The following is a 24,692-nucleotide window of genomic DNA, read 5'->3' as shown; positions in this document are numbered from 1 at the left end:
CCGTTACGACAAAGTCAATGCGCGGGCGGGATCGAGCACGGTTAGCTCGGCCTGCAGTTCTGCGATGCGTCGCACGAGTGCCGGCTTGTCGGCATCCTTGCGGTTGCTCATCGCCTTCAGTGCTTTCATCAGTTGCTGCTTGACATCGAACGTCAGCGCCGGCTCCCAGCGCATCAGCGGCAGCGACCGGGTGGACGCGTCGAGTTCGGCCAGCAGCGCGAACGATGTATCGGGCCGGCCGGCATGATCGGCCAGACGCGCCATCACGAACCGCTGCAAGTAGCGATGGCGATCGGTCTTCATCCCCGGCAGCGTTTCGAGCCATGCGAAGGCCGTCTCGATGCCTTCGCGCGCGGCCAGTTCACGGGCCTGGGTTTCGATCTCCGGCCAGTCGCCGGCGGCGTCGCTTTCGCTATCGGCGAAAACGGGCAACGGCGCGACCGTCTCGCCCGCCTCCAAATCGCGCACGACCGCGTAGCGCGCAATCCATTCGAGTGTCGTGTCGTCGGCGAACGGCGTGCCGTCGCTGAATGTCAGGCGCTCGATGCCCGGCAGTCGTTCGAGAAACAGCGCGAAGTCGGCGCGCAGCAGTTCGCGCCACGCGCTGTACGGCATGCCGACGTGATCGAGCGCGACATGCTGGAAGTACTGCAGATCGAACCACAGGTGATTCACGCCTTCCATGAACGCGCCTTCCACGCGCTCGAGCAGTTCGTGCCAGTGCTTCTGCAGCACGAGACGCTTCATCTGCTGGCGCAATTCGGCACGTGGCGGTGCCAGACGCGTGTGCGATGCGGTATCCGACGGCGGCACGTCGTGCAACGTGTCCCAGCGAACGCTGCGCACGACGCGTACCGACGGCAAGTAGCCGTTTTCCCGCTCCCGCAACCACGCCGCCATCGAACGTGCCTGATCGAGCAGGTCGCGCGTCGACGCGATCGCCCCGTTCGACACGGGAACCGGCGCAGTCCTTTGCGGCGGGATCGCGCCCGGATTCGCACCGCGAGCCGGTTCCTCCTTGCGCTCGAAACGGGCAACCAGCGGCTGCAGATTCGGGCGTGCGGCTTCGGGCCAGTTTCCTGTCTGTTCGACGAGCACGTCGAGCGCAGCAAGCGCACGTTCGAGATCGGCTGTCGCAAAGTCGCCGCGGCTGTCCAGCGTGTCGATCATGCGCGAAGTCGCCAGCATTTCCAGCGCCGCCCGCTTCGCCTCGAACCGCGCGGGCAGCACGGCCTCGCCGAACCGGTCGACGAGCGAAGCAGCCAGCTCGAGTCCGTCGGCAAAGCCGGCCGGACCGTCCTGCCGCAATCTCGCAAACGCGTAGTAGCCGACCAGTCGCAGATCCTTCCCGGTTTCCTTGAGCAATTGCTCGCAGGTGCGGACGATCAGTCCGTCGTCGATTCCCGACAGCTTGTTTGCCTCGTCCTTCAGTTCGAAGAACGCATCCTCGTAACCGGGATCGCGGCCACATGCTTGCTCCCCGGGTATCGGAACCAGCCATGCCGCCCAGGCAGTCTGTCGGGATTCATGCAGCGAATCGACGCGAGGACCGCCTACAAGTGTCTTTACGAAATTGGCAAGCGTCATGGCAGGTCTCGGAACGCAAATACGTCGCCCAGCAAACGGAGGGCGTATCCGAACGGTTTGGTGGGGACATCGGAAGATGCCGAAGTCGTCGCCAGCGAAGACAGCGCCATCCGCGGCTCGCTCGTTGGTGGTTTCTCGACGGACGCGCTCGGACGTGCTTCAGCTATCGCGGTCGTCTGACGGGGCTCCTTCCCGGCCTCCACCGGCGTCGCTTCATCCGGCCACGTCATCGCAGCCGGCAGCCCCGGCGGCAACGGCACGGCGGCGTGCCTGGCCGCGGCAATCGCCGCGGCCGGCAACGGCGGCGGACTGGCCGTCGACACCTTCGGCCCGGCGCTCGCCGCCCCGGTCATGAAAATCCGTGCAGGCAGCACGAAGTTGCGCAACTGGAGAACGTCGAGCGGGCCCGCGCCCACCTCGCTGCGCAGTTGCACCTTCAGCGGGATGCCTTGGCTCGTATCCGGCGTCCAGGTCAGCAGGTAGCGTGCGTTGTCCTGTTGCGTGACCTTCGCTCGCTCGAACAGGCGAATCAGTCCGAAGCGCCCCTGCGAATCGAGCGCCGCCCGCAAGCCGCCCTGCTCCGTCTGCCATTCGATATGCGACAGGTTTTCGAGCGACTGGCCGGGCCATTCGAACGGCGTCCATTCCTGCTTCTGGTTGAAGTAGTGCAATTCACGGCCGGACAACACGAATCGCATGTCGGTAACGCCCGGCGTCGGCACCGCCTGCAACTCATAGCGCACGCGTGCATCGCCGGACGGGAACAGCACCGTCGAAATGCGCGTGAGTTTGTTCAATCCGCTCAGGAAACCCGGATCGATCGTCAGCGCACCGGAATCGGTGCCCTGCGCAGGCACCCAGCGGTCGCCCTGCCGCTCAATGACGCCGGCGAGCTGCGTCGTCACGAATTGCGTGATCACGCCGCCATCCGGCCGCATGAAGCGCGCCATCTCGGGCAGCGACGCATCGTTGTCCGAATCCGCGAACGGATAGCGGCCGCCGAACGACTTGTTCCAGTCGGCCACGATCGCCGTGCGCCAGATTTCGTTCAGGCTCGACGCGGCCGGCTGCACGATGACCTGCCATGCCTGATCGAACGGCGCGCGGAACAGCGCGCCGAAGCCGGACCATTGCTCGCCGAGGCTCGCTGCAACCCGGCTGGCATAGTCGCGGCTGTCGGCGATATCGGACGTCTTGCCCTGCAACACCGACTGGGCGGCCAGTCGCGCAACCGCATCCGGATCGGCGCTCGAGACAATCTGCGACGTCTTCAGGCGCATGGCCGTGATGCGCTCCAGATAGCGGGCGAGGCTCAGGTCGCCGGTTGCAGCCATTTGCGCGGCGGCGGTTTTGCCGTTGGCCGGCTCACCGGAGAGGAGATCGCTGCCGGTCAGGCGCAGGATCGGCCCGAACGCCGCGGCCAGCGGCGCGAGCGGCGGCTTGACCTGCTTCGACGGATCCTTTTCGTCGCCGCCGACGAGTTGCTGCGCCTTGCTGATCAGCGTGTCGGACAGCGACTGAGTATTGGCTCCCGTTCCCGCCTGATAGACGATCGCGTTCATCAGCGCGACGAGCGGCGAGCGTTGCGGATCACCCAGCAAGGTTAATTGATCGGCCGTGGCGGAAAGCGTCGGTGCCGGTTGCCAGCGCACGCTGTTGAGGAATTGTGCCCAGGCGCGCGCATAGTCGTCGAAATAGCGTTGGCGCAGTTCGTTCTTTAGTGTCGACAAGGACTGGCCGGCGGCCTTGGTATCGGAAAGCACCCAGTCGCTCGACACGTCGTGTTGCTCGCCGGCTTCGTCGATGGCCTTGGCGATCCGTTCGTCCCATGCTGCGCGCGTGAATACGCCCGGTATGGTCATGGTCGTGTTGAACAAGCCGCGGCTTGTCGCGCCGCTTGTACCGGCCTGGGATGCTGCGTCACCCAGCAGCGTGGCGAGCGATACCGGCGGGTACTTCGGTGCCGCTTCGTCGAGGATCTGCTGGTAGACCGCGTCCCGGGAATTCTGAATGCCCCGAACGCCGATCACCGTCTGGCGCGTCGCTGCGATCAACGTACTGTCCGGTGCGATTGCCAACGCAGCCGACGCCGACTTCGCGCCGGGCCCCAGATGGTTCGTGAAGAATGTAATGGCTTGCTGCCGCAAGTCCTCCCATCTGCCCGGGGACAACGATGAATTGACGGGGCGCGCGGGCATGGACGTCGCGACGAGCTGCGGTGCCAGGAATGCAGCCACCGCGCGCTCCGGTTTCGCGAGCATCAGATAGGTTTTGAGCGTGTCGTACGCGGCCTGCACCTGGGTATCGCCGCTGTTGGCGATTTCTGCATCGGAGAGCGATGCCAGTTGATGCAGTCGGGACTCGAGTTTCTGGCGGATGGGGGCGACGAGAATGCGGTTTGCCGCATCGGCATAGTGCGGCCAGAGGGCATCGAGCAATGCGTGATCGCGATTCAGGCCGAAGCGGGCACTCAGCGGTGCGCGGGTGCGCTGGTGAGCTTCAAGCGTGTCGATCTGTCGGTCAAGGTCGGTGAGCGTTTGCAGTGACTGTGTGAGATTCTGGGTTCCCTTGAGCTTCGAGAGCGTGTCTGCGGCACTTCCAATCGTTGCGCGGTTGACGAAGCCGGACAGCATCGTGCCGGCGAGCCAGAGGCCGATCACGGCGATCGCCATCCACGCTGCGGCGGTCGACGGCGAAAAGCCGACGCGGCGGCCGTGGACGTTGCGGCTGTGGTCGGCGATGGTTTGCCAGAGGGTTCGGTGTTGGTGACTGTGCGACGGATCGCTCCCCTTCGAATCGCCATCCACCAAATCGAATTCCGGAGACATCAATGCGCGATCTTTGAATAGGGGCGCAAACATCAACCCGTGAAGCGTATGTCTCGAAATAGCGGATTCAGCCGTTCGATGCAGCAGGTCGGATAGCGCTCCGTGCAACCTTGAAACATGCTGCGCCAGTTCGGCAGGGTAACGATCATCGGCATTCGCAGCCAAGCGCGCGACACCCGTGTCCGAGAGGTGGTCGACGAGATTTCGCAGCGATTCGTCAATCGTCGCCTCGCTCACGTGCGTGTTCGTCCACGTGAAGCCCATCGCTTCGTCCGGACTGGCACGTTTGCTCCCAAAGTCCGTAACATCCAGCAGATAGGCCGGCGCGGCCCAACGCAACGTGCGTGCAAAGCGAGCAAGCTGTGAGGCGAGTCCATCCACGTCGAACGCTGCATCGCCGGCACTTCGTTGACGGGTGATGGCCACAATCGCATCGATCGGACGGCGGCGGCGCAGGCGACGAATCCGATCGAGCCATTCCGTATCGAGTTTGTCGTCAATTTTCCTCGCATACAGCATGACCGTATTGCCACGCATCGCGTAGCCGGAATCGGCCAAGCCCGGCGCGAGCCGCCGGACGAGCGGATAGTCGCCGACGACCAGCACCCAGCGATCGCAATAACGCCATCGCCAGCCGTGCCGCTCCCTCAGGACCTGCGTAAGCAAGTCGGCACGAGTCGCAACATTGACCGTCGGACCGCTTCCCGACGGAGCAGGCGTGTGACGAGCGCGATCATTGACCCACTTCTTCACGGCACGCCAGCCGTTTGCCGGCCGAGACGAGTCACTGAAGCTGAAAATCAACAGGATTGCCACGAAGATGGCGCACAAAATGACGAGCGCCACTCCTCGATCCGCTTCGGCCACCCCCATCCAGTGCGGTCGCCTCCATACGATCAGCCCTGGAAGAACGACAACGGCAAGAGCCCCGAACAAGTCAAGTTTGAAAATCCGGTTCATTCGGAAGTGCGTGTGTTGTTGATGCGTTATTCAGGTTCTTCACGACAGCGATCAGCACATGGCATTCGTCGCGCTGTGCGATCACCTGCGGCTTTGGCGATTGACAAGCCATATACGTTGCGCAAGCTGCCGCAAGCCATCCTGCCGAGATTCCCGCGTTGCCGACGATTCGATCGAGGTCAAACTCCGGAACCACTCCGTCTTTCTTTCCTTCCGGACTGTCCGCTCTCAGTGCCGTGCGCAGGAAGCCTGCCGCTGCACTATCAAGCCCAGTCATCCACAGCGCTCCGACATCGTTCGGCGCCGCATCGCCCCACTGAAGCCCATAGGTCAGCGCGTGGCCGGGATCGTCATGGCCGGCTCGCCGCGGACGATGGAATGCAGCGATCGGCCGCAATTCGAAACGCGACGCAAGGACATCGGAAATCAGCAACAATCCGACCGCGGCCTCAGCCGATCCGGGCGCGGGTTGCTCTGCAATCGCTTTGTTGAGCGCCACGGATACGAGCAAGACCGCATGCTGATGCAACGACCCATTCCGATCGTCAAGCCAGGCATCGAGCGCCATCAGGTCGAGCGGTTCGGCCGCACGGTCCGTTCTCGCGAAGCGCAACTCGTGGCGCCTCCATTCCGCCCGCCACAGCTCGACCACGTCGTGGCCTCCGACATAGCCGGAAATATCGAGCAAGACGCGTAGCGGCAGGTCCGCAGGGAGCGCATTGAGGGTTTTCTTCAGATCGTTCAACAGTCGCTCGTACAGCCATCCGAGGACCTCTGCATGACGCTCCGGATCGTCAGCGGCCAGGCAAGCTTCGATCGGCTCGAACCATCTTGCTGAAACCGATTCGTTTTCGTTCTGCTCCGAAGCCTTGGCGCTTAGCTTCAGCGTTCCATCGACGATCTGTTCGATGCCATTTTCCGTATCGTCAGCCGTTACACGGGCAGCCGCCGCAAGAACCAGCATTGGCACGCTCTCGCGCGCAAAAGCCTGCGTTTTGTACTTTCTGGTCGCATCATTCCAGGCTTGAACTTTCGCGCATTCGAGTTCGTGCGCCCGATAGCGCCGAGACACCACGAAGGCGGAAAAAACCGTCGGATAGACGGTGACGCATACCCAGAACCACGGCGTATAAGTCGGTTCGCCCTCCGGCCATAGCATCAACACCACCAATACGCCAGCCACTGTCAGCACAATGAACACCGCAGCCCAGAGAATTCGCGACGGCGATTCATCAGGGGCCGGCTTCTCAGGCGGAAGGGACGAGAAATCCAGTGCCATCGATTAACGGCGCCCGCTATTCGGAAGAGAAGAAATCAAACGGCACCCGCACTCGCACAAATCATCGTGTTGAGCGACTTCCAGACCGTCATCGAACGCACCCGAAGTTGCCGTCGCGATACGGTTGTCGCCGTGTTGCGGGCAAGTAACGGGATCGTGGAGTCGAGCAAGCGGACGACCCATGAAAAAACGTGTATTCGAGCCGGCCGTTACATGGCCACCGCCGGTATGGCTGTCTCCGACGCGCACGATGCCCGCCATATGTACCCCCGAAATAAACTGGAATCGCCACTGCAATTCGACAGTGAGCGAAATTGATATTGGGTTATAAGCGCCCCGGCAACCGGGCAGCTGGCTTCATCGCCTCGCTGACCTGCCTGACGCGCTCACCGTGCTGTTCTTCGCGCTTGCGCGTCTTGTCCTCGTCGACGTAATCGCTGGCGCCGAAGGTGTCGATAGCACGTGTCTGGAAATACAGATTCGACGACAGCACATGGTCGTGCCAGCTCGTCAGCATCGTGTCGTGAACCAGCAAGTCGAATAGCGCCATGACTTTGGGCGGCAGCGGGTTCTTGCCGCTCAGGCCCATCTTCCACGCCTGGATCAGCGCTTCCTGTTCCGGCGTCATCATCCACGCCTCGATCATCGAAGCGCTGAACTCCGGGTCCGCGTCCCACGGCAATGAACCGTCCTGAGCCATTTCGCGCACAAGATCTGCCGATTTTTGCAGTCCCGCTTGCCGGGATTCGCGTTGCATCAGTTCTTCCGATTCGCTTTGGATGCGGTCCCAGACGCCTACGGAGGGGCGCTTTTGCTCGATACCCGCGTCGCGACCGGCGTTCATTTCCGGCAACACCGCGTTGTGCCAGCGCGCATAGGCCCTGCCAAGCGTCTCTCGATCCGCAGCCGGCCGCTGATTGCGCAGCGCGAGATACGCTGCCTCTGCATCGTTGCGTTCCTTCAGAAGTACCCGATGCCGGGCGGCGAGGTCATCGAAGCCGCTCGTCACGGTTGCGCGAAATGCCGGCGACTGGTAGCGAAATGCCGGCGACTGGTAGCGAACTGCCATCCAGCGCAGGAAAACCTGCATGTGTTCAAGAAAATTCAGACGTGCGACGTAAGGGACTATCTGTCGATAGGCGTCGATCAGTTCTCCGATTTTGTAGGTGGATTTTCCGTCGGAGATGGGTTTTGCCAGGGTAAATTTCATGAACGTTTCACCCTTGAACTTGAATAGATCTTCCATCGTATCGAGCACGACACCATGCGAAACCGCTTCGTTAAGCATGTCACGCAAAACGACTCGCTGCAGTTCCGCACGTGCTCCAAGCGTTCCAGGCGGTGCGCCACCGGTGATGTCTTCGCTCGTTCCAGGATAGAGGTACTGAAGTCCGCGCGTGTTCTCGAGACTATCGAGCCGCTGATAGAAGCGCAGTTCATGTGCCGCAGCAAAATGCACGCATCGCTGCACCGACGCCGGGACCGCGAGGTCGCGATCCCCGTAGTTCTGTTTGAGCAGGCCAAGGATCGGCACAATCCCGAGCAGTTTGTTTTCCTCCATCACCGACGACACGGCGTCCAGCAGCCCCAGGAACTTGATTTCGATCGGAATAGCCGTTTGGTTGGGATCTTTCGGATCTGTATAAGCCAACTTCGTATCGCTCGGGCGCTTGTACTTTTGAGTCAACTCGTTCGCCAGCGCCCGAGCAATAACACAACCCCGATCTGCACCGAAAATGGATATCTGAATCCGCTGGACTTTCGGCATTTTCTGCTTGACGTCGTCGACTGATTTTTCAAACTGCGTCATCGCGGCCGCCATCCGATCCTCGACACCTGTTCCAAATACGCGCGCAACGGCTCGGTCGTCACGAAACCATGGAATCGAATCGATCGCCACGCCAAAGAACACCGATTTAGCGGCACTTTGGGCGATTGACGGTAAATTCTTCTTCGCGTCGTAAAGAATCGCGCGCGTAGCGGCGCGACCGCGTCGAACCCAGCGGTTGTCACGCTGCAGTTGCAGCACGCGGCCGATATTGCGCGGCGCGGATTCGACTGAGTCGACCAGATCTTTGAAAGACTGCACGACTGGTCGAAACGAGAATTCCTTGAGGCCCTTCTTGAATCCTTCCGTAATAGTATCTTTTGGATTGGTGGGAAGCCGTTTCAAGCCGGTTACGCTCTCGCCGACGTTAACTCCGATCGAAGCTGCCGCTTCGGCTCCTTGCTTTCCGAGCTTAAATATCGCAGAGACGACTTGCCCCTCTCTCGCCTCCTTGTTCAACTCTGTCCCGAGACCAGAATAGTAGAATCGATACCAGAACTGATTGGGCTCTTGCCTCTGACGTCGATCCTTGTTTTCACGATGAGCCTCCCAGAGGCGACAAATGTTTGAATATCGGGAAGTGTTCTTGTCATCGTGGTCTCGATGACGACCGAATCCGTCGAAGAAAAATCCGATATGTACAACGGCACCGCACGGAATGCAGTCGTCTTTCGGGTATGCCTTCTGATTCTCGCCTATCGCAGCACGAACTTCGGGCGGGGTTCTATCACATGAATCGAGGAGAGTTTTATTAGTCATGCCGCTCTCTGACAGGGTTTCACTCAAAACGGTAATTCTTGATTTCTTGGACAGTCACGTCAGGCAGATTCTGCATCGCCGCACCGAAGGCGCCTGGCCGACCTTTCGCCTCAGCCAAGATTCGCCGCACGATCGGATGCTCATCAAACCTGGGATTCACAAGCTGCCTGTAGTACACGTACTGCTCCAGATCCGTCGTGTCGGTCAGGCGATACTTCAGCCAACCCTGCGACGCGATACGTGCCGTGCGCCTGTAGGCCACGGCCATGTCGTCCCCGTCCGGGTTCGCCGCCTTACCGTATTTAGTCTGAAACCAGTGATCCACTTCCGTGTAATCGATCCTCGTCCCACTCATGTCGCTACGAATCTCAAACTCGATGTGATCGTCCGGGTAAAAGTGCACGGCAAGCACGTCCTCTCCTGCTCCACCCTTGATCTTTGTCGGCGGAAATTTGACTTCCGTCGTCTTGTGGATCTTCTTGATGGGCGCATATAGATCCTTGATGGCTTCATCCGCGTCATAAACTTCCCATTCGACCGTGAAATCCGTTCCCTTCAGCTTGTAACAACAAGTTAGGCTTCCGGCGCCCGCGCTCGGCGGCAAATCTCCCCCACCGCTTGCTCTGTTGCCATATCTGTCACGAATCGTGAACTCGCTCAGATTGAACGGTGTGTAATTGAGTCCCATGACGCTGACACTACGGTAGGTCGGTTCGGATGAAAACGCGTCGCAACCGGCTAACGTCGAGACGACGGCGAGCAAGACGAAAAACCGCTTGACCATTGCTGAAATACCTCCGAGTCACGAACACAACAACCGCGAAACGACGCCTAGTTAAAGCGACTCCGCTTGATCTCTTGCACAACGGCATCCGGCAGGCTCTGCATCGCCGCGCCAAAGGCGCCTGGCCGGCCTTTCGTCTCCGCCAAGATTCGCCGCACGATCGGATGTTCATCAAATTTTGGATTCACAAGCTGCCTGTAGTACACGTACTGCTCCAGATCCGCCGCGTCGGTCAGCCGATACTTCAGCCAACCCTGTGACGCGATACGTGCCGTGCGCCTGTAGGCCACGGCCATGTCGTCTCCGTCCGGGTTCGCCGCCTTACCGTATTTAGTCTGAAACCAGTGATCCACTTCCGTGTAATCGATCCTCGTCCCACTCATGTCGCTACGGATCTCAAACTCGATGTGATCGTCCGGGTAAAAGTGCACGGCAAGCACGTCCTCCCCAACTCTTCCCGTAACCTTTTCTGGTGGAAATTTAACCTCCGTTGTTTTGTGAATCTTCTTGATGGGGGCGTAGGGGTCTTTCATGAATTCGTCCTGGTCATATACCTCCCATTCGACCGTGAAATCCGTTCCCTTCAGCTTGTAGCAACAAGTTAGGCTTCCGGCGCCCGCGCTCGGCGGCAAATCTCCCCCTCCACTCGCTCTATTGCCATATTTGTCACGAATCGTGAACTCGCTCAGATTGAAGGCCGTGTAATTGAGCCCCATGATGCTGACACCACGGTAGGTCGGCTTAGACGAAAACGCATCGCAACCCGCTAGTGCGAGCAATACCACCGACAACGCAAAGAGCCGCCTAATCATGCGAGACCTCTCCATCATTCCCGGACTCCGAAGTCGCGCGTGTCGCCTCCCGCAAGACATCGGCGTCGATACGACTCAACGCGTCTCCGAACGTCCGCTCGCCGCGCATCGCATGCGCCAACCGCTCACGAATCACCGGATGCTCATCGAATCGCGGCGAAATGACGACGCCCTTTGAGACGTAGTTCAACAGGTCGTCATCGTCGGCAATACGGTATCGACGCGCACGTTCCAGTTGTTCGGAAACACACTGATAAAGCGTCAATTCCGTGAAATCGTCGAGCATCGCTCCATACATCATGCGCAACTGCATCGCGAGCTTGTCGGCACGACCGAGATGCAGCAACACCATATGCTGCTCAATTGTCATCACCTGCTCTCCCTCGACGACCGCATCGACCACACCCGCATCGTTGGGCCAGACGGTCTCGCTCAATTCACGCTCGCGATACCAGATCTCGGCACACGGCGCGAGAAATGTCCGAGCCTGTTCCGCGCTCCAAACTGCCCGTAACCGGGCAAGAATCCGGTTGTCATAGAAATGCAGGAAGTACGCGCGCTTGTCTGGCGTCGAGTAACGGCAGAACGATCGGAAATGCTCGACCAGAGACCGAATCGGAAACGGAGACCATATCCACGTCAGCATGTACAGTCCGATCGACTCCCTCCAGAGCCGCCGGACAAGCCGACTCTGTAGATCGCGCGGATCATCAAATGCGAAGCGATCGATCGCAATCAGATAGGGGGCAATGTCCGTATAGGACTCGAGAACGCTGCCATCCCACAGTGACCGCCATTCAAGCCGGGGGACGTTAGCCAGCAGTTTGTCGACGTCCGGATTGGCGCGCGCATCGGCAAGTATGTACAGGTGCGCCGAAACGCGCTCTGCATCGAACGCTTCGAATTGCGCCAACAATCGATCACGCCACGCGTCCCATGCCGCGTCCAAGTCACTGGTTGGCTTCTCAAGCCCGGTTCCGGTCATCAGGCGACCTCCGTCATCGCTTCGACACCACGGTGTGCATCAAGCAAGCACTCCTTGCATGGCCCGATGGGCATACTCGGCAGAGGAGTCGAAAGCGAAGCAGGACCGGTCCAGTGGAAATTTCCGCACTTGAGCGTGATATCTCCCGGGCATCCGAGTTCGATGTTGCCGCCATCGATCTTGAGATAGGCGCCACCGCTTGTCAGCGTCAACGCTCCGCGCGAGGCCGCGAGAATCGCACCATCGCTACTGGTGAAGTTCATGTCCTTCGACGCCGACAACGCCATCGCACCCGTGCGGGCCTGGACGACGACATCCTTTTTAGCCGCAGTGACCCGTACCCCCTGTGCTTGCGCGAAGAGCGATACCTGCCTTCCCGCCGCGACGGTGAAGCTCCGCATGATCCCGACGTCGAAATTCCCGCCCGCCGTCGCGATCAAGTTCCGGTCGGCATTGACCTGTAAATGCTCCCCGGACGTGAGCCCGATACCTGATGGTGCACTCGCAAGAATCGCCGAACGCTTCAAGCCATCCAGTGCTTCCGCATAGAATGACTTCTGTTGCTGCAACTCGGAGACGGTCGCCTCCGCCGCCCGTACCGCCTCGGAAAGTGACTCCATGCGATCAATCGCCCGCAGCAACTGCTCCTGCGCCTCTTTCATGTCGAGTTGATGCCCCGAGGCGGCAGCCTGCGCTTCAGTACTCAACAGCAAGCCCTTCGGGCCGCGCGCCGCAAGATGCCCGTCCGTCCGTAACTCGGCCCCTTGACCGCGTTCGTTACGGCCATCGTCCACCATGTGCCCCAGATTCAGCTCACTGGTCTGAGTCGGCGTCGTGAGATGAATATGCTCGACACCCTCCTTATCCTCCATCCGCAACTCATTCCGCGCCGCCGTACGAATAAGATTCCGCGTATGGTTCAGGTTGTTCACCAGATCCGGATGCACGCTGTCATGCATCGCCCCGATGATCACCGGCCGGTTCGGATCGCCGTCGGTATGAACGATTGCCACCTCCGCCCCGTCGATCAGCGGAAAGTGATGCCCGTAGTTGTCGCCGATATAAGGCTTCGCAAACCGCACCGGCCGACTCGTCCCACCCGGGCTCCATTCATCGAGATCGAACGGCAGCTTGATCACGTACCAGCCCTGCTCGGTCAGATACGCATACTTGTAATTCCCCGGCGACGTAACGCGCGCCGGCAGAATCCCGTCAACCACCGGCCGCGACACCGAAGCCATCGGCGTACGCCACACGCGATCCGACGGAATCCCCTCGAACGCCACCCAGTACGACTCGTTCCGCCCGCCGTGTGACTCGACCGACGTCACGAACACCCCATGCTTCGCATCGGCCGGCTTCGGCTCAATCCGCATCACCTCACCGGCTTCGAGCCAGAACGGATTACCCGTCCCCTTGAACGTGATCTGCTCGGCCAGATAGGCTTCGTGCCGCAACCGGGCGACCTGCTTACCCTCGTCGGGCGTCTCGTAATGCTCGCCCCAGCGATAATCGACGGCGTTCGTCGTCTTGTCGTCACGCGCTGTGTTTTCCTCGACCAGCAACGACACCTCGGCCTGCCGATGGTTGTAGTCATGCAGCCGCACCGCCTCCGGCACGCGCTTCATCTCGCGCCCGAGCGCCTTGATCGCCTCGGCGCCGGCGCTCTCCAGCCCCGAGTCACGTCGATACGGCACCGTACGCTGCTTGCGCGCATACGCATCCAGATCGTCGCCGAACACGACCACGGCATGGTCCTTCTTCTGCTCCCAGCGAAACCAGATCCCCTCTTCCGTGCAAATGCGCCGGATGAAGGCGAACGTCGTCTCGCGATACTGCGTCACGTACTCGCGACGCTTGTACTGTCTACGCAACTGAAACCGGAAATCGACACCCGCGCGATACCCGTAATGCCGCAACGTACCGGTCACGATCTCCTCGACCGACTGCTTCTGAAACAAACGGCTCGTCACACCACGATCGAGATCGGCCAGCGTCGGCTCCAGCACGACCCGGTAGCGCGTTTCATCCGCCGACGTCTCCAACTCGTCGAACTGCGTGATCACGCCGTGAACCGTATAGGCCGCAGGCTTCGTGCTGAACCGCGCCGCGTTCTCCCCGAACATCTTCCGCAGGTAATCCATGTTCGGATCGATCGGATCGGCACTGAACCTCGCCGGCCGACCCAGCACCTGATCCATCGGAATCACCGCCGCCGGACTTGTGAATTCGATCTCGTACCGATAAAGCTGGCTCACGCGGTCCAGCCCGGTGAACCTCAGGATCGAGAACGGCGCCGGATGCGGCGCCAGCTTCAATTCATAAGCCTGCGTAGGCAAAATCATCGACATGGATTCTCTCGGTTGCACAAAACGCGCTGCTCCGCCGGGGCAACCATCGACTCCCCGGCGGCTCACACACAAACGTCGGATCAGTTCTTGGCCTTCGGCATCTGCGACACGAGCGACAGCCCGATATCCATCCCTTCGACCTGGAAGTGCGGCACGATGAACAGCTTGATCCGGAAGAAACCCGGGTTGTCGTCGATGTCCTCGACCGTCACCTTCGCGTCGCGCAGCGGGTGCGACGCCTGCAGCTCATCGCCCGGATCCTTCATCTCGGTCACGAGCCCCTTGATCCAGCCGTTCAGCTCGAGTTCGAGCAGACGGCGATCCTTGGTCGTGCCGATGTTCTCGCGCTGGATCAGCTTCAGGTAGTGCGCGATACGCGACAGCAGGAAGATGTACGGCAGCCGCGCATTGATGCGGCTGTTCGCGGTCGCTTCCTTGGTCTCGTACAGCGCCGGTTTCTGCGCCGAACTCGCCGAGAAGAAGCATGCGAAATCGTGGTTCTTGTAGAACGACAACGGGATGAAACCGAGATTCGCGAACTCGAATTCGCGCGTTTCGGGGATCAATACTTCGGTCGGAATTTTCGGCTGGTAGCCGGTGCCGAGGTCGTACAGGTGGACCGGCAGATCCTCGACCTTGCCGCCCGCCTGCGGCCCGCGAATCTGCACGCACCAGCCATTGCTGACGAAGCTGCGCACCATGTTCGCCGCGAACGCAAATGACGCATTCATCCACAGGTACTTGTCGTGGTCGGGGCCCTTGACGGCTTCCTCGTAGTTGAACGCCCGCACCGGCGCCGTATCCTTGCCGTATGGCAGACGGCCGAGCACGCGCGGCATCGTCAGGCCGACGTAACGTGCGTCGTCGGTATCGCGGAAGCTCTTCCACTTGATGTATTCGGCGCGATCGAAGTAGTTGCCGATGTCCTGGATCGCCGCCACTTCCTCCATCGACTGCTTGCCGAAGAACGCCGGCCCGACCGAGCCGATGAACGGCATGTGCGCAGCGGCGGCCACCTTCGAGATGTTCCGCAGCAGCGCGACATCCATCGGCGAATGGGCAAATTCGAAATCGCTGATCATTGCGCTGATCGGCTGGCCGCCCGGCGTGTCGTACTCCTCGATGTACGTCAGCCGATACAGGCCGCTCTGGATCAGTTCGGGGGTGTCCTCGAAGTCGCGCTGCAGCGCGTCCTTCGACACGTCCAGCACCTCGATGCGTGCGTTCTTGCGGAAATCGGTCCGGCTCACGAGCATCTTCAGGCCACGCCAGCGCGCTTCGAGCGCCTGGAATTCCGGCGCGTGCATCACCGCATCGAGCTGACGGCCGATCTGCCGGTCGATCTGGCCGATATGGAAATCGAGCAACGACTTGTCCAACCGGTCGACCGGTTGGCTCGCCTTCGCGACGAGTTCGAGGAACGCGCCCATCCCGCGCGCGATGCGCTCGTCGGCCGACGCCTCGGACAGCATGTCGTTGTCGCGGAACGCCTCGAGCGGGCGTGCTTCGTTGACGGGCTTCAGGTTGATCTTGCTGCACAGCGACGCATAGACGCTGTCGATATCCGCGTGCGGGGCGTCCAGCACAACGGTCTCGGTCGCGCCGGCCTGCTGCGTTTCGGTGGGTTTCATGTCGGGTCCTGTCTGCGATCGAATCGCTACGATGTTGCGAAATGCGCTGAACGCGCGCTTTGCCTGGCGTCGCTCACGCATGCCCTTCCGGCTGCGTCGCGGCAGTCGCGATCTGCGCGAGTTCGCCACGGAGCTTCGCGGACAGGCGTTCGTCCTTCAGCACCTTCTCGAACTCGCGGCGGAACATGCCGTTGTCGAGCAGATTCGATTTGAGGTCGCGCAGCAGATTGCGCATCGCAAGGAGCGCCTGAAGCTCGGGAATCTGGCGCGCGACCTGCTCGGGCTCGAAATCCTTGATCGACCGGAACGACAGGTTGACGGGCAACTCCGAGCCGTCGCCGGCCAGCGTGTTGTCCGCAGCGATCTTGAGATCCGGTGCGTAATCGGCCAGCACGGCATCGAAGTTGTTCTTGTCGATGTTCACTTTCTTCCGCTCGGCAAGCGGCGCCTGCTCCCGGCCGGCGCTGAAGTCGCCCGCCACCAGCAGCTTCAGCGGCAGCTCGACCTTCTTTTGCGCCCCGCCCGTATGCAGATCAAGGGTGATCGACACCCGGCTCTTCGGGATCTCTCGCTGAAAGCTATCCAATTCGTTCTCCTTATCCAAGGAAGCTTGAAGATTCCGCGATGTGCACCCGCAACTACCGGTGCGCTGTCGTTCACGTCACCCTTGCTCAACCGCGCAGCACGTATTGACGGACGACCGATTCGGATATTCGCGGCACGGCATCCGATTCAGCCGGCAGAAAATATCACGCACTTTCACATGAAGTAAACAACCTAAACTCGAAATCGACCTTCAATCACAAATTCGAGCCATAAAACAATACAAGTACGAATACAGAAAACCGTCCACACATCATCAAACCGACCTCGACCCACATCCAAAGTCAATCTCAAATAACCAAACATTCAGCCTAACTAGCTGATTTTTATACACAAAAATCAACTCATAAGATCACTAAAATCTCAATAAAACAGCGCATCACAAACCCACGAATCAGAAAACAAGATCGCCCTCAAAATCCAAACCACCGAATCCGATCATATCTCTATATAAATGACACATTCGTCAACAATTCCTCTAATCACGGGGTATACGAAATCAGAAAACGATGGTTAGAATCGGCGCCTCATAATTCCAAATCGATATTGACCACACCATGCGGATCGAAAAGCCGCTCTGGCATGAAGGGCTGATTCTCACGCAGCAGCACTTCCAGCAGCAGGACCGCTGGAACGGGTTCGCGCTGCAACAACTGGCGTCGGCATTGTCCGTATCGCCATGGGGAACACTGAGCGTCGAGATCGACGAGGAGGCACTGTCTTCCGGACGCCTGAAGCTCACCCGGCTGCAACTGCGCTTCCCCGACGGCACGCCGGTCGACACGACCGTCGCCGATGCGTTGCCGCCGGCGCGCGACCTCGCCCGCGAGTTTCCGGCCGATGCCCAGACCGTCGACGTGCTCGCCGCACTCGCGCTGCCCGACGCAAACGGCAGCAACTGCCGTTTCGACGAAACGGCACTGGCCCGCCCGCGTCGCGCGTACCGCGAATTCGTCAAGGTGACGGACCTGAACGGAACGGCGGAAGCCGAGATCGCCGCCGAACGCCATGCGGTCAGGTTGCTGTACGACCATGAATCGCACGCAGACGATACGACATGCGCAATCGCCCGCCTGACGCGCACGACGAGCGGCCAGTTCCAGGTCGATCGCGGATACGTGCCGCCCTGTCTGTCGCTGTCGGGCCATCCGCTGCATATCGAGCGCATCCATCGGCTTGCGGATATCCTCGCCGCAAAAAGCGCGCTTCTCGGCGCGCGGCGCAGCGAACGGATCGAGCAGGTCGCCGAATACGGTATCGCCGACGTCCAGCTCTTCTGGCTGCTGCACTGCATCCATCAAGCATGGCCGCAACTGCGCTTCCTCGCGTCGCATCCGGCGCAGCCGACAGATCGCCTGTACCTGATACTCGCCGAGCTGGCGGGATCGTTGATCACGTTCTCCACGCGCGTGCCGCTGACCGACATCCCGCCCTACGATCATGCCGCCGCACACGGCGTCTTCGCGACGCTCGAATCGCTGATCCGCGATCTGCTCGACGCGATCATTCCGTCGCGGGTCGTGTCGATCGGGCTTTCACACACGGCAACCACAACGTGGGTCGGCCAGTTCCGCGACGAGCGGATCGTCGAAGGCGCAGCGGACTGGTACCTGTCCGTCAACGCAGCATTGCCGGCGTTCGATCTGGTCGAGCAGTTCCCGCGCCTGTGCAAGATCGGTGCGCCGGACGACGTCGAGCACATCGTCAACTCCGCGGTGGCCGGCATTCCGCTCAAGGCCGTGCAGCGCGTGCCCGGTGCCATTCCCGTCCGGCTGGACAACCACTACTTCGCGCTCGACGCGCATGACGCCGCGCATGCGCGGATGCTGGCCTCACGCGCTTGCCAGATCTACCTGCCCGCGTCGATTCCGGACGCGTCGATCGAACTCTATGCGGTGCTGCGCTGATGAATGCCATCGTCTCCTCCCGTCACGATTCCGCGCTGCTCGCGCGCGAGCCATCCTCCGATCGTGCGCCCCGGCCTTCGATACGGGCGCAGTTGCGCGATACCGCGCTGCTCGTCACTCACCTGTCGAACGGCGGGCAGGTCGACGGCCAGGAGAACCTGCGTCAGCAGTGCGTCACGCTCATCGCGCAGTTCGCCACGGCGCTCGATGCGCAAGGGGTCGCGGCCGACGTCCGGGACGACGCCGTCCTCGCCCAGTGCGGGCTGATCGATGAGGCGGCATTGCGCTACCTTCCCGCGTCGGACAAGGGAAAGTGGGAGTCCCAACCGCTGCAGGTCGACCGATTCGGCACGCATGATGCGGGAACGCGCATTTACGAGCGCCTCGAGCAGCGGATGCGCGAACCCGCGCCGAACGTCGACCTGCTCGAATGCTATGCGGCCGTGCTCGGCCTCGGGTTCCGCGGCCGTTACGCCGCCCGCTCGGGTCCGTCGCCGGATGCCCACGACGGCGAAGCGAAGCGGCAGGCATTGATCGCTGCGCTGGTCGCCCGGATCGACCAGTTGCGACCGGCCGCGCGGCCGGGGTTCGTCACCGACCGGTCGAACACGCGGCTGATCGATCGGCTCAGACACCTGTCTCCGTGGGCGATTGCGGGAACCGCCTGCGCGATCGCGATCATCGTGTGGTTCGCGTGGGATCGCATCCTCGACGCGGAACTGGCACGACTCGTCCAGCAAGCGACGCGGCCGTGAACGTCGATACCGCCGTCCCGTCGGCAGCAACACGCGCCGATGCCGATGCCGCACGCGCGGCCCTGTCGGGACTCGGCTACCCGCTGCGCACGGTCGTGACGATCTCGGCCGGTCTGGCGCTTGCCGTCATCGGAAGGGTGTTGCCCGTCGACCGCGACGTCATGTGGGGATTGATGGCCATCGTCGTCGCGCTGTCGGCGCTGATCGTCGGGTTGCATGCGTGCAGATTGACGCAGGCCCGCGAACGGCACGTGCGCGTGATCGCGCAACTCGGCGCGGCAACCGCCGACCTGCCCGTCGCGCTGCGCACCAGCATGCCGCTCGTTCTCGTCATCGGGGACGGTCTGCCCGCCATGTTCGATCGCGGCGCAAGCCCGTCGCGTTTCATCCACGTCGGCGACGGCGCCATCTGGTTGCGGGCCGATCGCCCGCAGGACCTTCCCCGCCTTGCCGTTGCGGTCCGCCAGTGGCGGAACGGTCATGCGCCCGATTGCATCGTGTTGTCGGTCGCGCCGGGACTTCATGCGAGCGACGACCTGCTGTCGCAAACGCTGCGCGTCATCCGGCAGGCAGTGGCGGACACGTCGCGCATGCTCGGCACGTCGCTGCCGGGCTATGTCGCGATCTATCAGCGACTCTCCGATTCGGCCGTTTCAGCGGGACCGGCAACCCGGTGGTATAGCGTATCGGCACGCTCACCGATCGCGGACATGCACCGGTTCGACGCCGCGATCGACGCCGCCGAATCCGATGCCCTCCACGCCGGCGCAAACCCTGCTGCCGCGGCCCGCGCCGCCGGGATCGCATCCATGATCGGATGGACTCGCCGTATCGTGTTCGACACGCTGACGGACCGACGCCAACCTGCGTCGCCCTGGCCGTTGTTCGGCGCCGGCTGGATCGACCATGGTCCGGCGACGGCCCTCGACAAGCCATGGGAACGCGAAGTCCGGGCGCGCACGGGCATCGCGCCGGCCGTACTATCGGCATCGCCCGCGCCGTGGCCGCTGCCGCAGCCGCTGATCGACGCGATGCCGCGCCGCGCGCGGCGATCGCCGCGCGTCACCGCGGTCGCGCATGTCGTCGCGATCGCGGCTTGTGCGGCCACCGTCGCCATCTGCGGTGCAGCGACAAACAACGCAGCGCTGATGACCCGAATCGGCGACCACGTTGAGCGCTATAACCGTCTCCCCGCTACGCAGGAGGCCGCGAAACGCGATGCGCTCAAAACCCTTTCGTCGGACCGCGATCAGCTCGATCGATATGCGCGCATCGGCGTGCCGCTCCGACTGTCGTTCGGCACGTATCGCGGCGCTCGACTGCTGCCGGTGCTCGGCGACGCGATCGCCTCCTACCAACCGCCCGCGCCGCCGCCCGCCGTCGTCACGCTGGACAGCATGTCGCTGTTCGACAGCGGCAACGCAAGGCTCAAGCCCGGCACCACGCGCGCGATGGTCGATGCGCTCGAACTGATCAAGGCCAATCCCGGCAAGCGCGTGCTCGTCGCCGGCTATGCGGACGACCAGGGGCGCCCCGACCGCAACCTGAAGCTGTCGATCGACCGCGCGACCGCCGTGCGCGACTGGCTCGTCGATGCATCGGGCATGCCGACGACGCAATTCGCGATTCAAGGCTACGGCGATACGCGGCCGATCGCGGACAACGCCACGCCCGCGGGCCGGGCCAGGAATCGTCGAGTCGAAATCACGCTGGTGCCCGACATGCCGGCGCCGGCCGTCTCGACCGGCGCCGCGAGGTAATACACGTTTGGGTTCCCGGGGCATCCGTCCCGGGTTTGTCAGCGCCGGAATCCGGTTCCGGCGATTCGCAGTACGAAGAAGAAGGAGTGAACAAATGGCAATTCCGGCCTACATGTGGCTCAAGGACGACGGCGGTGCGGACATCAAGGGTTCGGTGACCGTCCAGGATCGCGAAGGCAGCGTCGAACTGGTCGCGTTCGACCACGGCGTGCACATTCCGACCGACGGCAATACGGGAAAGCTCACCGGTACACGCGTGCACAAGCCGATCACGCTGACGAAGGAGACGGACGCGTCGACGCCGTATCTGTACAAGGCCGTGACGAGCGGCCAGACGCTGAAGTCGGTCGAGATCAAGTGGTACAAGATCGACGACGCGGGCAAGGAGAAGGAGTATTTCAACACGAAGCTCGACAACGTGAAGATCGTCGCCGTGAAGCCGAAGATGCTCGACATCAAGAACCCCGCCTACGAGAAACACAACCATCTCGAAGACGTCGAACTGCGCTACGAGACGATCACGTGGTCGTACAAGGACGGCAACATCATCCACAAGGACACGTGGAACGAACGTTCCTGACGCGCTGACCGACGGGCGGAATCCGGCGCGCCCGCGCGCCGGGTGCCGCTGCGCCGGTCGCCGATTCGCAGTCGCGCCCGCCGGTTCGCATGGGCGTCGACGAATGCACGCCCGCCTCCCCTCCTGATCCGATATCGACATGACGCCGCCTCTCCGGGACGCCTCCCATCTCATTCGCCGCCTCAATCCCCATTGCGCGCGCGCTCTCGAAGCCGCCGCGAGCCTGTGCCAGACCCGGCTCGCCGACGAAATCGCGGTCGAGCACTGGGTGCTGAAACTGATCGAAGCGGACGACGGCGACATTCCGGCGATCCTGCGCCACTACGGTCTCGATATCAACGCGGTGTGGGATGCGTTGATCGACGTGATCGACCGCATGCCGCGCACGCTGCGCGGCATGCCGGCGCTGTCGCGGCAGCTCGCCACGGTGATCGAGGATGCGTGGACGCATGCGATGTCGGACGATTCCGACGGCACCATTCGCTCGGGCCATCTGCTGCAGGCGATCGTCGACGCGCCACACGTGTTGCGCACGCAGCGTGCGTGGCCGCTGTTGTCGGTTTCGAGCGCGCAGATCCGGCGCGTGCTGCCCCGGATCGGGCGACGTTCATCCGAGAACGCGTCCGACGGCATGACGTTGCAGCCGCAGACGTCGCCCACCGCCGATCAGTCCGGCAACGTTGCGACAGCGGCGTCCATCGATCGTCACGCGCCACCGGCACCGTCTCGCACCACCGACGACGACGCACTCGCGCGCTTCGCACTCGACCTGACCGAGAAGGCCCGCCGTGGCGAGATCGACCCAGTGTTCGGGCGCGACCGGGAGATCCGGCAGATGATCGACGTGCTGGCGCGCCGCCGCAAGAACAACCCGATCCTGGTCGGCGAGCCGGGCGTCGGCAAGACCGCGCTCGTCGAAGGGCTCGCGCTGCGCGTGATCGAAGGCAGCGTGCCGGAGACGATTCGCGACACGCGCATCCTGACGCTCGATCTCGGCTTGCTTCAAGCCGGGGCCGGCGTCAAAGGCGAATTCGAGCAGCGGCTGAAGAACGTGATCGACGAAGTGCGGAACTCGGCGACACCCATTCTGCTGTTCATCGACGAAGCGCACACGCTGATCGGCGCGGGCAACGCGGCCGGCGGCGCCGACGCGGCCAACCTGCTCAAGCCGGCGCTCGCGCGCGGCGAGTTGCGCACGATCGCGGCGACGACGTGGGCCGAGTACAACGAATACTTCGAACGCGACGCGGCGCTCGAACGACGCTTCCAGGTCATCAAGGTCGACGAGCCCGACGACGACACGGCGTGCCTGATGCTGCGCGGGCTCGCAAGCCGCTATGCGCAGCATCACGACGTCCACATTCGCGACGACGCGATCGTCGCGGCCGTGCGGCTGTCGCGCCGCTACATTCCGGCCCGGCAACTGCCGGACAAGGCCGTCGATCTGCTCGACACGGCCGCCGCGCGCGTGCGCATGGCGCTCGACGTGCCACCGGTGGAATTGCAGCAGACACGCGCGACACTGGCGGCACTCGAACTGGAACGCGCCGCGCTCGATGCGGATTCCCGCGCCGGGATCGGCGACGTTGCCGGACGACGCGCGACGATCGACACGGAACTCGACGCCGTACGCGACACCGCGGACACGCTGCTCGACCAGTACGCTAGGGAACGCGAACGCGTCGACGTGTTGCGCAAGCTTCGCGGCGCGGCCGTCACTGCGCCCGATCCGGCGGCCCTTTCCGACGCCATCGATGCGCTATCGGAAGTTCAGGGCAAGTCGCCGATGATCGCCGCTGACGTCGATGCGCAAGCCATCGCACGCGTCGTCGCGGAATGGACCGGTGTGCCGGTCGGCAATCTCGTCGACGACGAACTGCGCAGCCTGCTCGCGCTCGAAGCGATGCTCGCCGCGCGCGTGGTCGCACAGGACGATGCGATCGGCGCGCTGGCGGAAAGCCTGCGCACCGCGAAGGCCGGCCTGAAGAGCGAACACGCACCGCTCGGCGTGTTCCTGCTCACCGGGCCGTCCGGCGTGGGCAAGACCGAAACCGCGCTGGCGCTCGCCGACCTGCTGTTCGGCGGCGAGGCCGCGCTGACGACGATCAACCTGTCCGAGTACCAAGAGGCGCATACGGTGTCGCAGCTCAAGGGCTCGCCGCCCGGCTACGTCGGTTACGGGCGCGGCGGCGTCCTGACCGAAGCCGTGCGCCAGCGTCCGTACAGCGTCGTGCTGCTGGACGAAGTGGAGAAAGCGCACCGCGACGTGCTCGACATTTTCTATCAGGTGTTCGACCGCGGCACGATGCGCGACGGCGAAGGGCGCGAAATCGATTTCCGCCACTGCGTGATCGTGATGACATCCAATCTCGGCAGCGCGCAAATCGACGATGCAACGGCCGAGGATCCGGCAATCACGCACGAAGCGCTACGCGAAGCCGTGCATTCGCAGTTGGTCGCGCACTTCCAGCCCGCCCTGCTCGCACGCTTTCAGACACTCGTCTATCGGCCGCTCGATGCTGCTGCGCTCGCCTCGATCGTGCGGCTCAAGCTCGACAAGATCGCCGAACGTCTCCATCGGCAACACGCGGTGACCCTGACGTGCGCGGACGGCCTGATCGAATCGATCGCGCGGCACTGCGTATCGCGCGAATCCGGCGCACGCAGCGTCGACGCGTGCCTGAACCGGCGCGTGCTGCCGGCCGTCTCGCGCGAACTGCTCGCCAGGATGGCAGCGGGTATCACGCCGCGGCAAATCCTGTTGTCGGTCACCACCGAAGGATCGTTGACGATCGACTTCGTCGATGCGCCGACGGCCGGCGATGCCGGCACGACGCAACGGAACGACCGATGACCGCCGGCCCGTCGCTCTACGACATGCTGCTCGGCCAGATCGGCGGCGAGCCGATCGGCGCTTACGACGACCGCACGCTCGAATGCCTGAGCGTGCAGCAGAACGTGCGCCGTATTCTCAATACGCGGGCAGGCGCGCTCAAGCACCTGCCCGACTACGGGCTGCCCGACCTGACGAACATCTACAAGGCACTCCCCGCGTCGGCGCATTTGCTCAAGCAGCAGATGGAAGCAACGTTGCTGAAGTACGAGCCGCGTATTCGCGCGATCGACGTCGGGATCGTCGACAATCGCGATCCCGGCATCCTGGTCAGCTTCGAGATGACCTGCCATCTCAAGAACGCAGGGCTCGTGCGCTTCGGCACCTACTTCGAGCCGCCGGGCCGCCTGCGCGTCGAACGACGCATCGACCCGTGACGAGCTCGCGCCG

17 protein-coding genes are annotated in these 24,692 nt (G+C 62.4%); 6 read left to right on the top strand and 11 right to left on the bottom strand.

The annotated features are described in order from the left end of the window. Window positions 1–3 precede the first annotated feature (3 nt). The 11 genes from tssA to tssB all read right to left on the bottom strand — a co-directional run bounded on the left by tssA (window position 4) and on the right by tssB (window position 16,390). Window positions 4–1,587 carry a type VI secretion system protein TssA gene (tssA, locus tag WJ16_RS23000; protein ID WP_069259377.1) on the bottom strand — a complete coding sequence of 528 codons (1,584 nt, stop codon included), beginning with the start codon at window positions 1,585–1,587 and terminating at the stop codon, window positions 4–6. Continuing rightward, window positions 1,584–5,375, bottom strand: coding sequence for an ImcF-related family protein (locus WJ16_RS22995; protein ID WP_076605996.1), 3,792 nt, complete (start codon window positions 5,373–5,375; stop codon window positions 1,584–1,586). The genes tssA and WJ16_RS22995 overlap by 4 nt, the downstream gene beginning before the upstream one ends. After that, window positions 5,353–6,654 carry a hypothetical protein gene (locus WJ16_RS22990; protein WP_208607021.1) on the bottom strand — a complete coding sequence of 434 codons (1,302 nt, stop codon included), beginning with the start codon at window positions 6,652–6,654 and terminating at the stop codon, window positions 5,353–5,355. The genes WJ16_RS22995 and WJ16_RS22990 overlap by 23 nt, the downstream gene beginning before the upstream one ends. A 3-nt stretch (window positions 6,655–6,657) precedes the next feature. Further along, entirely contained in the window at window positions 6,658–6,915 is a 258-nt protein-coding gene (locus WJ16_RS33670) for a PAAR domain-containing protein (RefSeq protein WP_076605995.1), read from the bottom strand. 64 nt (window positions 6,916–6,979) lie between these two features. Then, window positions 6,980–9,241: a DUF2235 domain-containing protein gene (locus WJ16_RS22985; protein ID WP_069259375.1), complete on the bottom strand. Its 2,262-nt coding sequence runs from the start codon at window positions 9,239–9,241 to the stop codon at window positions 6,980–6,982. 19 nt (window positions 9,242–9,260) lie between these two features. After that, on the bottom strand, window positions 9,261–10,025 hold the full coding sequence (locus WJ16_RS22980) for a DUF3304 domain-containing protein (protein WP_208607020.1): 765 nt from the start codon (window positions 10,023–10,025) through the stop codon (window positions 9,261–9,263). A gap of 47 nt (window positions 10,026–10,072) precedes the next feature. Beyond that, window positions 10,073–10,837 carry a DUF3304 domain-containing protein gene (locus tag WJ16_RS22975; protein ID WP_069259373.1) on the bottom strand — a complete coding sequence of 255 codons (765 nt, stop codon included), beginning with the start codon at window positions 10,835–10,837 and terminating at the stop codon, window positions 10,073–10,075. Continuing rightward, the gene (locus WJ16_RS22970; RefSeq protein WP_069259372.1) at window positions 10,830–11,822 is read right to left on the bottom strand and encodes a DUF4123 domain-containing protein; all 993 of its coding nucleotides are present in this window, start codon (window positions 11,820–11,822) and stop codon (window positions 10,830–10,832) included. The genes WJ16_RS22975 and WJ16_RS22970 overlap by 8 nt, the downstream gene beginning before the upstream one ends. After that, window positions 11,822–14,173, bottom strand: coding sequence for a type VI secretion system Vgr family protein (locus WJ16_RS22965; protein ID WP_069259371.1), 2,352 nt, complete (start codon window positions 14,171–14,173; stop codon window positions 11,822–11,824). Before WJ16_RS22965 ends, WJ16_RS22970 begins: the two co-directional genes overlap by 1 nt. Window positions 14,174–14,253: 80 nt before the next feature. After that, the gene (gene tssC / locus WJ16_RS22960) at window positions 14,254–15,804 is read right to left on the bottom strand and encodes a type VI secretion system contractile sheath large subunit (RefSeq protein WP_069259370.1); all 1,551 of its coding nucleotides are present in this window, start codon (window positions 15,802–15,804) and stop codon (window positions 14,254–14,256) included. A 73-nt stretch (window positions 15,805–15,877) separates the two neighbouring features. Beyond that, window positions 15,878–16,390: a type VI secretion system contractile sheath small subunit gene (tssB, locus tag WJ16_RS22955; RefSeq protein WP_069259369.1), complete on the bottom strand. Its 513-nt coding sequence runs from the start codon at window positions 16,388–16,390 to the stop codon at window positions 15,878–15,880. Between the two features lie 574 nt (window positions 16,391–16,964). On the opposite strand from tssB, the gene tssK reads away from it, so the two are divergent. The 6 genes from tssK (at window position 16,965) to tssE (ending at window position 24,679) form a co-directional block, all read left to right on the top strand. Further along, a complete protein-coding gene (gene tssK, locus WJ16_RS22950) occupies window positions 16,965–18,314 on the top strand; it encodes a type VI secretion system baseplate subunit TssK (RefSeq protein ID WP_069259368.1) in 1,350 nt (449 codons plus the stop codon). Beyond that, window positions 18,314–19,069, top strand: a complete 756-nt coding sequence (locus WJ16_RS22945; RefSeq protein WP_069259367.1) for a DotU family type IV/VI secretion system protein — start codon at window positions 18,314–18,316, stop codon at window positions 19,067–19,069. The genes tssK and WJ16_RS22945 overlap by 1 nt, the downstream gene beginning before the upstream one ends. Next, complete coding sequence (locus WJ16_RS22940) at window positions 19,066–20,829, top strand: OmpA family protein (protein ID WP_069259366.1); 1,764 nt, start codon at window positions 19,066–19,068, stop codon at window positions 20,827–20,829. The genes WJ16_RS22945 and WJ16_RS22940 overlap by 4 nt, the downstream gene beginning before the upstream one ends. Window positions 20,830–20,923: 94 nt before the next feature. Next, window positions 20,924–21,409 (top strand): Hcp family type VI secretion system effector, encoded by a 486-nt coding sequence (locus WJ16_RS22935; RefSeq protein ID WP_069259365.1) that lies wholly within the window; start codon window positions 20,924–20,926, stop codon window positions 21,407–21,409. Window positions 21,410–21,548: 139 nt separating this feature from the next. Then, entirely contained in the window at window positions 21,549–24,263 is a 2,715-nt protein-coding gene (gene tssH, locus WJ16_RS22930; protein ID WP_069259364.1) for a type VI secretion system ATPase TssH, read from the top strand. Next, a complete protein-coding gene (gene tssE / locus WJ16_RS22925) occupies window positions 24,260–24,679 on the top strand; it encodes a type VI secretion system baseplate subunit TssE (protein WP_069259363.1) in 420 nt (139 codons plus the stop codon). Before tssH ends, tssE begins: the two co-directional genes overlap by 4 nt. Window positions 24,680–24,692: the final 13 nt, after the last annotated feature.

Origin of the sequence: Burkholderia metallica (assembly GCF_001718555.1) — a bacterium.
In the GTDB taxonomy this organism is placed as follows: domain Bacteria; phylum Pseudomonadota; class Gammaproteobacteria; order Burkholderiales; family Burkholderiaceae; genus Burkholderia; species Burkholderia metallica.
Note: the sequence above shows the minus strand (reverse complement) of the source record. Positions and strands in the feature narration are given on the sequence as shown.

What these genes read in the sequence shown, in the direction of transcription:
- WJ16_RS22935 (WP_069259365.1), top strand. Translation starts at nt 20,924, where the DNA reads ATGGCAATTCCGGCCTACATGTGGCTCAAGGACGACGGCGGTGCGGAC.
- WJ16_RS22995 (WP_076605996.1), bottom strand. Translation starts at nt 5,375, where the DNA reads ATGAACCGGATTTTCAAACTTGACTTGTTCGGGGCTCTTGCCGTTGTC.
- tssE (WP_069259363.1), top strand. Translation starts at nt 24,260, where the DNA reads ATGACCGCCGGCCCGTCGCTCTACGACATGCTGCTCGGCCAGATCGGC.
- tssC (WP_069259370.1), bottom strand. Translation starts at nt 15,804, where the DNA reads ATGAAACCCACCGAAACGCAGCAGGCCGGCGCGACCGAGACCGTTGTG.
- WJ16_RS33670 (WP_076605995.1), bottom strand. Translation starts at nt 6,915, where the DNA reads ATGGCGGGCATCGTGCGCGTCGGAGACAGCCATACCGGCGGTGGCCAT.
- WJ16_RS22990 (WP_208607021.1), bottom strand. Translation starts at nt 6,654, where the DNA reads ATGGCACTGGATTTCTCGTCCCTTCCGCCTGAGAAGCCGGCCCCTGAT.
- WJ16_RS22965 (WP_069259371.1), bottom strand. Translation starts at nt 14,173, where the DNA reads ATGTCGATGATTTTGCCTACGCAGGCTTATGAATTGAAGCTGGCGCCG.
- WJ16_RS22975 (WP_069259373.1), bottom strand. Translation starts at nt 10,837, where the DNA reads ATGATTAGGCGGCTCTTTGCGTTGTCGGTGGTATTGCTCGCACTAGCG.
- WJ16_RS22945 (WP_069259367.1), top strand. Translation starts at nt 18,314, where the DNA reads ATGAATGCCATCGTCTCCTCCCGTCACGATTCCGCGCTGCTCGCGCGC.
- tssK (WP_069259368.1), top strand. Translation starts at nt 16,965, where the DNA reads ATGCGGATCGAAAAGCCGCTCTGGCATGAAGGGCTGATTCTCACGCAG.
- tssA (WP_069259377.1), bottom strand. Translation starts at nt 1,587, where the DNA reads ATGACGCTTGCCAATTTCGTAAAGACACTTGTAGGCGGTCCTCGCGTC.
- tssH (WP_069259364.1), top strand. Translation starts at nt 21,549, where the DNA reads ATGACGCCGCCTCTCCGGGACGCCTCCCATCTCATTCGCCGCCTCAAT.
- WJ16_RS22980 (WP_208607020.1), bottom strand. Translation starts at nt 10,025, where the DNA reads ATGGTCAAGCGGTTTTTCGTCTTGCTCGCCGTCGTCTCGACGTTAGCC.
- WJ16_RS22970 (WP_069259372.1), bottom strand. Translation starts at nt 11,822, where the DNA reads ATGACCGGAACCGGGCTTGAGAAGCCAACCAGTGACTTGGACGCGGCA.
- WJ16_RS22985 (WP_069259375.1), bottom strand. Translation starts at nt 9,241, where the DNA reads ATGACTAATAAAACTCTCCTCGATTCATGTGATAGAACCCCGCCCGAA.